11 protein-coding genes are annotated in these 13,216 nt (G+C 60.3%); 5 read left to right on the top strand and 6 right to left on the bottom strand.

The window, feature by feature from the left end:
• Nucleotides 1-7 precede the first annotated feature (7 nt).
• Nucleotides 8-595 carry a hypothetical protein gene (locus ACOJB8_RS36925; RefSeq protein WP_475017097.1) on the bottom strand — a complete coding sequence of 196 codons (588 nt, stop codon included), beginning with the start codon at nt 593-595 and terminating at the stop codon, nt 8-10.
• Nucleotides 596-933: 338 nt separating this feature from the next.
• Here ACOJB8_RS36925 and ACOJB8_RS36920 point away from each other — a divergent pair, with 338 nt between their 5' ends.
• Nucleotides 934-1,938 carry an IS110 family transposase gene (locus ACOJB8_RS36920; RefSeq protein WP_475017095.1) on the top strand — a complete coding sequence of 335 codons (1,005 nt, stop codon included), beginning with the start codon at nt 934-936 and terminating at the stop codon, nt 1,936-1,938.
• On the opposite strand, the gene ACOJB8_RS36915 is transcribed toward ACOJB8_RS36920, so the two are convergent.
• From ACOJB8_RS36915 to ACOJB8_RS36895, 5 genes are all read right to left on the bottom strand, one after another.
• Nucleotides 1,923-2,090, bottom strand: a complete 168-nt coding sequence (locus tag ACOJB8_RS36915) for a hypothetical protein (RefSeq protein WP_475017093.1) — start codon at nt 2,088-2,090, stop codon at nt 1,923-1,925. The genes ACOJB8_RS36920 and ACOJB8_RS36915 overlap by 16 nt on opposite strands.
• A gap of 300 nt (nt 2,091-2,390) precedes the next feature.
• Complete coding sequence (gene kynU / locus ACOJB8_RS36910; RefSeq protein WP_475017091.1) at nt 2,391-3,641, bottom strand: kynureninase; 1,251 nt, start codon at nt 3,639-3,641, stop codon at nt 2,391-2,393.
• A gap of 129 nt (nt 3,642-3,770) precedes the next feature.
• Nucleotides 3,771-5,330, bottom strand: a complete 1,560-nt coding sequence (locus tag ACOJB8_RS36905) for a methyl-accepting chemotaxis protein (RefSeq protein ID WP_069269021.1) — start codon at nt 5,328-5,330, stop codon at nt 3,771-3,773.
• A 95-nt stretch (nt 5,331-5,425) separates the two neighbouring features.
• The gene (locus ACOJB8_RS36900; RefSeq protein WP_475017089.1) at nt 5,426-6,580 is read right to left on the bottom strand and encodes a porin; all 1,155 of its coding nucleotides are present in this window, start codon (nt 6,578-6,580) and stop codon (nt 5,426-5,428) included.
• A 144-nt stretch (nt 6,581-6,724) separates the two neighbouring features.
• Nucleotides 6,725-7,747 carry a LysR family transcriptional regulator gene (locus ACOJB8_RS36895; protein WP_256095076.1) on the bottom strand — a complete coding sequence of 341 codons (1,023 nt, stop codon included), beginning with the start codon at nt 7,745-7,747 and terminating at the stop codon, nt 6,725-6,727.
• Nucleotides 7,748-7,767: 20 nt separating this feature from the next.
• Here ACOJB8_RS36895 and ACOJB8_RS36890 point away from each other — a divergent pair, with 20 nt between their 5' ends.
• The 4 genes from ACOJB8_RS36890 (at nt 7,768) to ACOJB8_RS36875 (ending at nt 12,933) form a co-directional block, all read left to right on the top strand.
• On the top strand, nt 7,768-9,180 hold the full coding sequence (locus ACOJB8_RS36890; RefSeq protein ID WP_475017087.1) for a M20 family metallopeptidase: 1,413 nt from the start codon (nt 7,768-7,770) through the stop codon (nt 9,178-9,180).
• 48 nt (nt 9,181-9,228) lie between these two features.
• On the top strand, nt 9,229-10,515 hold the full coding sequence (locus tag ACOJB8_RS36885) for an MFS transporter (RefSeq protein WP_475017085.1): 1,287 nt from the start codon (nt 9,229-9,231) through the stop codon (nt 10,513-10,515).
• Nucleotides 10,516-10,534: 19 nt separating this feature from the next.
• Nucleotides 10,535-11,680 carry an aminotransferase class V-fold PLP-dependent enzyme gene (locus ACOJB8_RS36880; protein WP_342922294.1) on the top strand — a complete coding sequence of 382 codons (1,146 nt, stop codon included), beginning with the start codon at nt 10,535-10,537 and terminating at the stop codon, nt 11,678-11,680.
• 140 nt (nt 11,681-11,820) lie between these two features.
• Nucleotides 11,821-12,933: a cupin domain-containing protein gene (locus ACOJB8_RS36875; protein WP_475017083.1), complete on the top strand. Its 1,113-nt coding sequence runs from the start codon at nt 11,821-11,823 to the stop codon at nt 12,931-12,933.
• The last annotated feature ends 283 nt before the right edge of the window (nt 12,934-13,216 follow it).

The following is a 13,216-nucleotide window of genomic DNA, read 5'->3' as shown; positions in this document are numbered from 1 at the left end:
CCGCGCGTTAAAGAGCAGGCTCCCGATGGTCGAGCGTGCCCCTGTGGCTGCTGATCTGTCCGCGAGCATCCACGCAAGGAATGCCTGCCCTCCGGCAAAGCAAGGGGATGAGATGTCGGTTCAGGTGCTGGCGTGGTATCGCCCTTGCACGATACGAGAAGAGGAAGTCAACCTGCTCTCCGGTTTTGACGTCGAGCGCAGCCGGTTGTACGGGACGTACTCGCTCCCACGCCAATATTGCTTCTCCGACGACCGAGTCAATCGGTTTGGTAAATGCAGTTCCGGTCTTGTGAACCGGAACGTCGAGCATCCGGCATTGTGTACCTGGTTGCCCTATCGATGTTTCTTCACGTACACAGCCAACTCTTAGCCGTACGATATCCTCACTACTTAGTGCGGCGAAAAGAGTGCGCCATTCGAATGCAAAGGGTATAAGCAAGCCCAAAGCGACAGAAATAGACAGCTTTCCGCTGAAGTCGCGAGGTTCCCTGACAAATGGAGCGATGTCGGCCGTGCGCTTTCTGTTGAGATAGAAGTCGAGCATCTGCTCGACCTGGAGATGAAGACGCAGGATGCACCCAATATCATCTTCCATTTCTGCCGCAAGAATCAGGGTATCTGCGTCGAGAAGAGTGCCTAAATCTAGATTGACGGTTGTTGGTGTGTTGTCATTGTTGTTCTCAAGGAGGGGGCAGAAGCCCCGGCGACACTTCCGTAGCGGGCGCAGTCGCCGTGTCAGGCCCGGCGAGTGTCAGTTATCGGCATCGTCGTCCGAATGCATGGCAACATCATCTTCTTCCGGCTCGGGCTGGTTCTCCGGCGTGTCGTCGAGCAGGTACATGACCCGAATTAGTAAGGACTTTCCCGATCTCGTGGCATAGCGATATGCCAGGATGGTTGGTGCTGGACAACCCATCTGAGAAGGGGAAAGTCATGGACAAGATTACTCGTATCGGCGTGGATCTGGCCAAGAACCTGATCCAAGTGCACGGCGTGGACAGCATGGAACGCGTGGTGGTCAGGAAAGCCATCTCACGGCAGAAGTTTCTCGAATGGTTTGCCAACCTTGCGCCGTGTCTGGTCCCAATGGAAGCGTGCAGCGCAGCCCACTACTGGGGGCGCAAGCTGCGCGCACTTGGTCGCGAGGTTCGCCTGATTGCGCCGCAATTCGCTGCGCCATACCGCAAGGGCGGCAAGCACGTGAAGAACGACAGGCTGGATGCCGAGGCCATCTGTGAGGCCGCGGGGCGACCGCATATGCGCTTCGTGGCCGTCAAAACGGCAGACCAGCAAAACGTGCTGTTGCTGCACCGGATGCGGAACGGTTTCGTCGAGGAGCGTAGCTTCGTTGCATGTGTTGGGGCACTGCACCCGTACACCGAGCTCGACCAGATAGTCGAGCTTGTGCGAGAGTTCGCTCATCTGTCGCGTCGAATTGCGCAGCGGTACCGGCCACAGCCATTTCTGCAGGCTCGATGCCTCGCCATGGGGCTTCGGCAGCAGCTTGCCCCAACGATCCAGTGTGGCTTCGCCAAAGGCGGCCTGCGTAAGCTCGCCCGTGTGCGTGGCTTCGACGTCCCGGATGGCCTGCACGATCAGTTCCCGCAAGGTGCGATCGCGCGGCAACAGGATCCCGTGTTCGTAGAGCCAGCGTTTGAGTTCGTGCAGCAGACCATTACGATCCTACCGGCCCGAGAGCTCGGCTTTGAGCCAGCGCATCACGTAGCGGCGTTGGTGTTCGGTCATGGAGCCGAAGCCGAGCGCTTGGTACGCGCAGGCCTGATATTCGACCAGCGTGTCGGTATGGCCGTCGTACAGCGACGTCATCGTCCCGAGATCGGGCGGTTCGATGCCGAGCTGTTGCCCCAGGTGCTGCCAGAGATTACGTGGCACGTACCGGCAAGCATCGAGCGTGCGACCGGTCATGCAACAAGGTGAAGCGCCAGCGCGAAGCGATAGACGTGTCGGCGACGCGCGTTGATCAACGCGCATTCCTTCGCGGAAAGCGTGAAGAACGTGGCGAGCTCGAACTCGTTGAGCGTGTGCGGGATGGACTGCATCCCGAGATAGGTCTGCCGCCAGTGTTCCATCGCCGTCCGCTCCGCAGCCGAAAAGGAAACCGCTCAGCGTATGCCAACAATATCGCCTTGGCAGTTGGGGGGCGAGGCACTGCGGGCCTCCGTCATCGCTTTCTACAATCCAGTGCGCTTGCACTCCACGCTGGGTTATCTGTCGCCCGCCGCCTGCGAGGCGAAACCGACAGCGAAAGAAGCTATCTGCCTGTCCGAAATTAATTAACCCATGCATCAAAACAGCAGACGTGCCGTCACCCACACCGCGACTTGGCAATGCAACTCTTACGGGCGTCATCTCGACGACGTAGCCGTCGCTCAGGTCACGGCACCGCGCTTGGCGAATTCAGGCGCACGCCAGGTTTCTTCGGTAAGCACGTGGCGCAGACGCTCAGCGGCATCCCACACATCCACGTGGCGCGTATACAGCGGCGTAAAACCGAAGCGCAACACATGCGGCTCGCGATAGTCGCCGATCACGCCGCGCGCGATCAACGCCTGCATCACCTCGTAGCCGTGCGGATGCTCGAAGCTCGCGTGTGACCCGCGTTGCGCATGCGCGCGAGGCGTGACGAGCGTAAGCGGAAATTCCTTGCAACGCGTCTCGATCAGTTCGATGAAAAGGTCGGTCAGCGCAAGCGACTTTTGGCGGATCGCCAGCATGTCGGTTTGCAGGAATACATCGAGTCCACATTCGACCAGCGCCATCGAAACCATCGGCTGCGTGCCGCACAAAAAGCGGCCGATGCCGTCGTCGGCGATATATGTCGGGTCCATCACAAACGGCGCACGATGCCCCCACCAGCCTGACAGCGGCTGCTCGAACTCACTCTGATGACGACGCGGCACCCACGCGAACGCAGGCGAACCGGGACCACCGTTCAGATACTTGTATGTGCAGCCGACCGCGCAATCCGCGCCGACACCGTTCAGATCGACGGGCACGGCGCCCGCCGAGTGCGCGAGATCCCACAGCACTAGCGCGCCCCTGTCGTGAACCAGCTTCGTCAGTGCGGCCATGTCGTGCATGTAGCCAGTGCGGTAGTTGACGTGAGTGATCATCGCGACGGCGACGTCGTCGGTGATCGCCGCGGACAGCTCGGACGGATCGTCGACGAGGCGAAGTTCATAGCCGCGATCCAACTGCTTGATGAGCCCTTGCGCGATATACAGATCAGTCGGGAAATTCGAGCGTTCCGACACGATCACGCGGCGCTTCGGGTCGCGCTTGTCCTGCATCCGCAGAGCCGCCGACAACGTCTTGAAAAGGTTGATCGAAATCGTATCGGTGACGACGACTTCGTTGTGCGCTGCACCGATCAGTGTCGCAAGCTTGTCGCCCAGTCGCCGCGGCAGCGAAAACCAGCCAGCCGCGTTCCAGCTGCGGATTAGCCCTTCGCCCCATTCGGCGCCGATGACGGTCTGCGCCCGCTGTGCAGCCGCGACGGGCGGCACGCCGAGCGAGTTGCCGTCCAGATAGATGACGTTCGGCGAGAGCGTGAACTGGTCGCGCAAGAGTGCGAGAGGGTCGGCCGCATCGAGTGCGAGTGCTTCTTCACGTTGATTCATGATAGTTCGCTCTTGTCATCCGAAAGAGAAGCGCGTTCGTGCGGAACGCGGTGATACGGTTGCATCGGTTTCAATGCCTGCGTACCGCAGGTTTGTTGCACGAATGACGCCGGAAAAACACCATCCACGTCACTTCGCAATCTTGAATACCGACACGGCGTCCTGCAGCCTGGTGGCCTGCTCATCGAGGGAAAATGCCGCCGCAGCGGACTGCTCCACCAGCGCAGCATTTTGCTGGGTAACCTCGTCCATCTGCAGGACCGCCTGATTCACCTGCTCGATGCCTCGGCTTTGCTGCTCCGATGCGATAGCGATTTCACCGACGATGCCTGAGACCTGCCTAATCGCCTGCTTGACATCATCCATCGTCACACCGACCGCGCTTGCCTGCTTCGCCGCGTGGTCAATCGATTGGACCGATGAATCGATCAACTCCTTTATTTCCTTCGCGGCTGCAGCCGAACGCTGTGCAAGGCCGCGCACCTCACTCGCAACGACGGCGAAGCCCCGACCCTGTTCACCAGCGCGCGCCGCCTCCACTGCAGCATTCAGCGCAAGAATATTGGTCTGGAAGGCAATCCCTTCTATAACAGCCGTAATTTCCGAAATCTGCGTCGAGCTGCTGTTCATCTTTCCAATCGCACGGACCATATCCTGCACAGCATCGTTGCTCTCGTCTGCTATGACGGCTGCCTTCATTGCGAGATGATTGGCTTGCGACGCGTTGTCAGCATTCTGTCTGACTGTCTCCGTCAGCTGCGTCATGCTGGCAGCCGTTTCTTCGAGCGACGCCGCTTGAGCCTCGGTACGTGCAGATAGATCAGCATTACCACTAGCGATCTCTCGCGACGTTACCGTTACTGCATCGGTGGTCGCGTGGATGCCAGTGATGAATTCCGCTAGCTGGCTGTTCATCTTCCGCAATGATTGCATCAAACGTCCGACCTCATCCCGGCCGTAACTTTCGATACGTGAGGTCAGGTCTCCGCACGCGACGGTCTCCGCCACGGAGACTGACTTGCGCAGTGGAAGGACAATGGTCCTCGTGATCAGGAGTGCGGTGAGAGAGCCCGCCGCAAGCGCTAATCCAATCAACCCAATTGTGACTTCTACGGCCAGCCGGTAGTCCTCTGCTGCAGTGGTTCGAGCAATTTGGCTTCCGCTTCTGGTGAGCTGGACTTCCGCTTCGATCAATTTGGCGACAGCGGTGAACGCATCGGCAGACCTTCCCGTCGCGAGCGAGCGGGCCGAGGCAAAACTTCCCTCACCCTGTTCGGAAAGCGAAAGCAGTCTGTTATCCATCTCCAGATAGGATTTCCACGCCTTCCGGGTTTGCTGGTTGAGCTGATCCTCTTTCGCTGACGAGACGAGTCGCCCATATGCTTCGATTTTCGCGTCGAGTGTGCGAAGCGCAAAGTCCCTCATGATGCGCTGGGATGCTTTTTGCACGGGATCCGTTTCAAGCACACTTCGTAGCGTTGACTTGCGAACGTTGTTTGCCCATGTACGAATGTCCCCAAGCACGGCGACTTTCGGCAGCCAGCTATCGGCAAACTGAACTGCCCCGTTGTGCACCCGAGCTGTCTGGAACAGGGCGACGGAGCCTGTCGCGCAAAGAAGGATTAGCACGAGCGCAAAGCCAGCGCCAAGTCGGACGCCAATTCGGACGTTTGCAAGAAGGTTTCGCATAACGGGATCTGTCTGAGCGAAAATGCAAAAGCGCTGGAGTTCACGACCGATGGTGCCATTCCTGGTCGATTCCTCCAGCTTCCGCGGAAGACATCCTAGAACTTGTGCCGGATTCCCGTTACCGCCACGAACTGATTACCCGTTGAGGACGCTGAGAAACCCGTGATGTTCGCGACCGCCGATTTGTCAGTAGAGTCCGTTCCCGTCGCATGCTGGTAAATCGCGGAAATATAGACGTCGGTCCGCTTCGACAGGAAATAATCGACACCTGCGTCGACCTGGTGATAGGTCGCGTGATTGACGCCGTAGCCCTTCGTATAGTCGTAGGAGACACCCAGATTCAGCGCGGGGGTCACGAGATACTTGAAGCTGACCTCAGCATTGTGGAACGCGGCGTTGCCATGATAGTGCAGCGAATTCAGGGCACTTAGTGCGCCAAGACCCCGGAACTGGGTGTTGGTGTACATCGCACCAAGCGTGGCCTGTCCTAGCTGATACGCTGCGCCCGCTGCGATGATCTGCTGCGTGCGCGCTGACGCATAGCCCGAATAGACGGTACTGGCAGTCATGTTCGACGCTGTCGTGCTGGACGTCGAATTGTTGCCGAAGAACGAGAAGTTCGGGTCTCGCACATTCAGGTATGCTGCGCCGAGGGAAAGCGGACCGTTGTCGTAACCTGCGCCGAGGGACCAGATCTGGTTGGTGCCAAGGTGGCCGGCAACGCCACCCAAGCTGTACAGTCCGCCGAATTTCAGGCCTGCGTAGTCGACGCTCCTGAACTTGATTGCGTTGTTCACCCGATTGGTGTTCTGGAGGTTGTCAAGATCACCGGGGTGCGCGCCATAGCCCGTTGCCCACTGTGCAGCGGATTCAAAGCGCGCCGTGTAATCCACTACCGCATCGTACTGGCGCCCCAGTGTGACGGAGCCGAAGCGATCCGATGCCAGTCCGACGTAGGCCTGGCGACCGAACAGGTCTCCGCCTTGCAGCAGTTTTCCGTTGATCACGCTAAAGCCGTTCTCGACGGTGAACAGCGTCTTGAGTCCATTGCCGAGGTCTTCGACGCCACGCAGCCCCCATCGGCTGCCTTGCATGTTGCCGCTCGCCAGCGTGTAGAGCTTTTGACCGCCGGAATTATTATTGAAAGCGAAGCCCGCATCGACAATGCCATACAGCGATACGCTGCTTTGTGCGTAGGCGTGACCAAATAAGGACATCATTGCCGCGCCGGCAAGCAGACTCTTTCTCACAGTGATCTCCAGGTGAATTTGAACAGACGGAATAGACGCTTCGCGTGTGACCCGCGATGTCAGCGTTGGCGCACTCTACCGCCTCTGTTCTCCTGGCGTATTCGAAATCAAACAAACTCGCTTTGCGCCTTTCGCAAAGCTTTGCTATGCCGAGGGGGGATGCCGATCGTTTGTCCGCCGCAGGTCTGCGACCAGATGATCGAGACAGAGGGTGGCGAGCCCGGTCAATGGGCGCGTCGATGACGTTTTGACCTGCAGGCGACGCTGTTGCAGCAGTGCATTGGCGAACGGGATTGCGACCAGACCGTCGGAATCCATGCGGTTCGCGACCGAGACAAAGCCAGTCAGCATGATGGCGTTCGGAATCACCTGGGTAAACCGGTACAGTGACGCAACGTAGCGGCTCGTGATCGGTGTCACAACCTCAAATCCTTCAACGTTGCAGGCGATGTCAAACAACTGGCGAACCGTCGTACCGGTGTCCTGCAACAAAACCGGGTGGAGGTGGAGGTCTGGCAATGTAAGCGATTTTTGACCCGCAAGCGGGTGGTCTCTCGACATCAGCGCCATGACGGGCGCGGGAAGCGTAAGACGAGCAACCACATCCGGTTCGGGCTTCAGGCTGAACGAAAGCGCGATCGACGCATCCCCATCGACCAGCATGCGGCTTGCGTTATCAGACGATGTGACCTCGATCACGACCACGGCCTCTGGGTACAGCTTGTAGAACGCTGCGAGCGAGTTCGGCAGGAAATCGAGGGCAAAGCCTTCGGTGCATGCAATCTTGATCTTGCGCTGTCGCCGCCTCTGGTCGCCGTGAATCGCGCTCATCACGGCCTCGGCATCCGTAAGGCTATTTTGCGCATAGCGCAACAGCATTCGGCCAGCGTCAGACAGCACCATGCCACGCGCGTGTCGTTCGAAAAGCGGCGCGCCGACGTCGCCTTCGAGCTTCGCGATATGGCGGCTCAACGCTGACACAGTTGCGCCGAGCTTTTCGGTGGCAGCCGTCAGCGATCCACTCTGTGCCACGACTGAGAAGTAATACAGCGACGAATCCAGCAGGTTGCGCATTTCGGACCTGGCATACAGGGTTGCGATTTCCGCAAATATACGTTGATTGATTGCGAATACAAAAGATTGTTTACCCGGGTACTCTGGGGACATCGATTCTTTGATTCCAGAACATGAGCCGCTCAGAAGCTATCTCGCACGTCTCCCGTCACTTCGAAAGCGGAGCGTTCCAAGCGGTATTGCGCCGTCGCGTCGGCCTTCGCACGGAGAGCCAGAACCCGGATGCACAGGCTGCGCTGACTGGCTATTTGTCCGATGAGATCGCTCCCGCGCTAGGCGCTATGGGATTCACGTGCGACATCGTGGAAAACCCTGAAGCAGGCATGCCGCCGATGCTGATCGGCGAGCGCGTGGAAGCGGTCGGACTGCCCACGGTGCTGATCTACGGTCACGGCGACGTAGTCAACGGCGACGCAGCCAACTGGACAGACGCGCGTTCCCCGTGGGAGCTGTACACAGACGGGGACAGCTGGTACGGCCGCGGCACGGCAGACAACAAGGGGCAACATTCGATCAATCTGGCGGCTCTTGCGTCGGTACTTGCCACGCGCGGCAGGCTTGGCTTCAACGCGAAGGTGATCATCGAAATGGGGGAAGAAGTCGGGTCGCCGGGACTCGACGCGGTATGCGCGCGGTATGCGGACCGGCTGGCTGCCGATCTGCTCATCGCCTCCGACGGACCGCGACAACGCGCTGCTGCACCGACGATGTTTCTTGGGTCGCGAGGCGCATTGCATTTCCGGCTGCGCGTGTCGAATGCATTTGGCGCGCGTCACTCGGGCAACTGGGGCGGCGTGCTGGCCAATCCCGCGACCGTGCTGGCGAATGCGCTTGCGAGCCTTGTTGATGGCAGTGGCCGGATTCGCGTCAACGGCCTGTTGCCGCCGCCGATTCCGCCGCGCGTGCGCGAGCTCGTCGCGAGTCTCGAAGTGGGTGCCGACGAAGGCGATCCGCCGTTGTCACAGGGGTGGGGCGAACCCGGTCTTAGTGATGCGGAGCGGGTGTACGCATGGAACACGCTGGAAGTGCTGGCGATGCAGGCAGGCAACGTCGGCCGGACAGTCAGCGCGATTCCGGGCAGCGCGGAAGCGGTGTGCCAGTTGCGCTTCGTGGTCGGCACGGATTGGTTGAACGCGCGCGAATTGCTGATCGCGCATTTGCGCCGCGAAGGTTTCGAGAACGTCGACGTGACGATCGAAGCGTCGGGCAGCGCGACGCGGCTCGATCCTGATCATCCGTGGTCGAAGTGGGCGGAAGCCTCGATTGCAGCAACCTCTGGCAAGCCGGTGACCATCCTGCCGAATCTCGGCGGCACGATCCCTAACGAGTGCTTCGCGACGACGCTGGGGCTCGCGACCGTCTGGATCCCGCACTCTTATCCGAACTGCCGCCAGCACGCTCCCGATGAACATCTGCTGGGGAGTGTTGCGCACGAGTCGCTGCAAATCATGGCCGGCCTGTTCTGGGATATGGGGGAATCGGGGCACACGGTTCGCGAGACGCTCCGGGCTTCGACGAAGCGCTAATGGCAGTAGTCCCACTCTCAAGCAGTCTTTCTTCCGGGTCTCAAGATCATGCAATCTGTTGCTACTGAAGGACGTGCTGTGCGCCAGGACAACCGGCCACTGAAGCGCCTTATCGTCGCGAGCAGCGTCGGCAACGCGCTCGAATGGTTCGACTTCGCAGCGTATGGCTTCTTCGCCGTCACGCTGTCGAAGCTCTTTTTCCCCGCGCATGACGAAACGGTGTCGCTGCTGCTGACCTTCGGCACGTTCGGGCTTTCGTATATTTTCCGTCCGCTCGGCGCGCTGGTTCTCGGACGCTATGCGGACCGGCACGGCCGCAAGGCGGGACTGCTCGCATCGCTTTGGCTCACCACGCTCGGCACGCTGATCTGTGCGCTGATTCCGACCTACGCAAGCATCGGCCTGGGCGCGCCCATTGGCCTCATGCTGGCGCGCGTGCTGATCTCCTTTTCGACAGGCGGCGAGTTCGGCAGCGGCACCGCGCTGATGATCGAACAGAAGTCCACACGAAAGTCTTTCCTTGGAAGTTGGCAGTTTTCGAGCCAGGGTATGGCCACAGTGCTTGCTTCGTTCGCGGGCCTCGCACTCAGCAGCCAGCTTTCGACGGATCAGATCGAAGCGTGGGGATGGCGCGTTCCGTTTGCTTTCGGCCTTTTGGTAGCGCCCGTCGGTCTCTATATTCGCCGTCACATTGACGACACGCTGCAGCCTTCAGCGGCGAAACATGCAGCGCCCATTCGAGATCTGCTCGTGAGTCACAAGGGGCGCGTCCTGCTTGCGGCAGGCATCATGGCGGTGTCCACGGCGGCCAGTTATCTGATGATTCTCTTTATGCCGACGTATGCCGTGAAGCAGTTGCATCTGCCAGCGTCGACGGGTTTTGCGGCGACGGTGCTGACGGGCGCGATCCTGATGGTGTTAACGCCGTTTATGGGGCATCTCGCCGACAAATATGGACGCAGCCGGATGATGACGGTCTCCGCGGTTCTCACGCTGCTGACCATCTATCCCTGCTTCCGATGGCTACTGGCGGCGCCCTCTCTGTCAGTGCTGATGTCGATAATGATGCTGGCGGGCGTCTTGAAGGCAATCTACTTCGGTCCGCTCGCAGCGGTGCTGTCGTCGCTCTTTCCCGCCTCGCTGCGCAGCACGGGACTCGGCTTCAGCTATAACATCGGCGTCATGGTGTTTGGAGGATTCACGCCGTGGCTCGTGACGGCCATGATCGGCTGGACGCACGATCCCGTATCGCCGAGCATCTATCTGATGGGCTGCGCCGTGCTCAGCCTCGTATGCATCGGCATCTATCATCGGTTCATCGTCAAACACATCTAGTTCGAAGCGAAGCGCTGACATGACTTTATTTTCTACCGCGCAGGACAGCGACTTCAGTGGCTGGATGATGTACCACTCGGTTGGTGTATTCCCCGGCCAACGGGAGGCCGTGACGGCGGCGCTCGCACGCTTCACATCCGACTGGTATGCACCCGACGAACGACGCTGGAGCGTCGGGCTCGGTGCGCGTGACGCGCTGCTGTCGAACTGGGCGACGCTGATCGGCGCAGACGCCGCGCACGTATTCGGCGCGCAAAATGTCACCGACGTCTTCGCACGTTTCATCGACGGTCTCGACGATGCGGCCTTGCGCGCACGCACGGTACTGATTGCCGCCGACTGTTTTCCGAGCCTGCACTTCCTGTTGAACGGTGTTGCGGCACGGCGCGGCTTCACGTTGAAAACGGTGCCGGTGCGCGCCGGTGAAGCCTACGTTCGCGACGAGGACTTCGTCGCGGCGTGGGATGCGCATGTTGGGCTCGCGCTGATCACGTGGGTATCGTCGCTGACGTCCAAACGCGTCGATCTGGCCGCGCTCGCTGCGCACGCGCGAACCACGGGCAGCCTTGTCGCGGTCGACATCACGCAGGGCGCGGGCATCCTGCCGTTCAATCTGCGTGAGATACCGTTCGATTTCGTCTGCGGCTCCACGCTCAAATGGCTGTGCGGCGCGCCGGGATCGGGTCTTGGGTATGTCGCGCCGCATCTGCTGACGTCCGCCGTCACACCTTGCGTGCGCGGCTGGTTCAGTCAGGCCGACCCGTTCAACTGGAACCTCGATGCGTTTTCGTATGCGCCCGACGCACGCCGGTTCGACACGGGCACACCGTCGCTGCTGCCGTTCGTCGCATCGAAGCCGGGCTTCGACTGGCTGCTTGCGCAGCCGCCGGGCAAGCTGCGCGCGCAGAACCTGTCGTTGTGCCATCAACTTGTCGAAATCACCGGCGGTCTCGGCTACGCGCTGTTGTCGCCACGCGACGATGCATCTCGCGGTGGCAGTGTCATGGTGCGGACGCCCGCACATCTGGATCCTCAGGAGGTCGTGGCGAAGCTCGCTTCGCAGCATATCCTGGTCGACTCGCGCGGCCGCACGTTGCGGCTGTCGCCCGGTGCGTGCACGACGGTGGCGGGCATCGAACGTCTCGCTGCGCGGCTGCCGCGATGAAAGCGAAAGCGCCGCATGTAGTGCGGTCAAATGCGCCGCGCGCAGAAGGCGTGTCGTGCGTCCTGACGGGGCCGCCCCGGATGCCAGTTGCTGCACCGCTGCATTTGTGAAACCCCGCTCTTCAGCTCAGGATCATGATCATGACCAGTCCATCGTTTCTTCCCGCTCCGCTGACCGGTATTCGCGGCTTTCTCGTCCCGATGTCGTGTACCGATCTGGCCGCGACGACGCAGTTCTTTATCGAACGTCTCGGCTTCCGCATCGATGCCATTTTTCCCGCTGACAGTCCTCGCACGGCGATCCTGTCGGGCTGCAATATCAGGTTGCGCCTCGGTGTAGACCTCGTCGGCGGAGTGACGAAGCTCGACGTGCTGTGCGACGACGAGTTTCAACTCGGCGACGATACGCGAACACTGACCGCGCCGAACGGCGTCGAGGTCAGGCTCGTCCCGGCCGAGCCTCGCATGAAGCAGCCTGTCAACAGACAGGAACTCGTGTTGTCTCGTGCGCAGGATGGGGCACCGTGGACCGTCGGTCGTGCGGGCCTGCGTTACCGCGACCTGCTGCCAAACCGGCACGGAGGTGCGTTTATCGCATCACATATTCGGATCCTCGGTGGCGGCCCCGTTCCCGATTACGTGCACTTCCACAAGATCCGTTTTCAGACGATTTTCTGCCGCAAGGGCTGGGTTCGGGTCGTCTACGAGGGGCAAGGCGATCCGTTCATTCTGGAAGCGGGCGATTGCGTGCTTCAGCCGCCGGAGATCCGGCACCGCGTGCTGGAAAGTTCGGCCGGGGCAGAGGTGATCGAAATCGGTAGTCCGGCCGAACATATCACGATGGCCGACCACGATATGGCGCTTCCTTCGGCTGTCTATGATCCCGCCCACGATTTCAACGGTCAGCGCTTTGTTCGGCATGTCGCAAAGAACGGCACGTGGAGTCCGTGGAAATCGCCGGGTTTCGTCGTAACGGACACGGGTATCGGTGCGGCAACGAACGGCCTCGCGGGCGTGCGCGTGGTGCGCCCGCAAGGCGATGGCAAGGCCGTTTCGCGCATGCACGATACGGAGTTCTGCTTTTTCTTCGTGCTCGCAGGAACTCTCGATGTCGTGCAAGGCGACGACCAATGGCATCTTCGAGCAGACGACAGCATTGCGATCCCCGGCATGCTTCCCTATGCGTTCAAGCACTGCAGCGCCGATTTGCAACTGCTCGAAGTGACCTTGCCAGCCGACTTCTCACTCGCGTGAGCAGTCGCTCGTGTTCGAGCACGAGATCGTCGCCTTAGTTCGAGCGCGTGATTCCCGTCGCGCTCGATGTGACCGGGGGGGAGGGTGTGGCCACGCTGCGCGTTCCGCCCCGGGTCTCGCGTTGCCTGTCAACAATGTGCGTGCATGAACCGCCTGCGGTCGTTTATCGCGGTGCAGAACACTGACGATACGCGGGCCGAAATGGAAGTCAATTACTTCGGCGTTGCGACACCAAACGCTTTCACTGCGCCGCACGCGTTCATGACCGACATGCTCGCCGCGA

The sequence above is a fragment of the Paraburkholderia sp. BR10141 genome, assembly GCF_056155635.1.
This window is presented reverse-complemented; position numbering and strand designations above follow the sequence as displayed.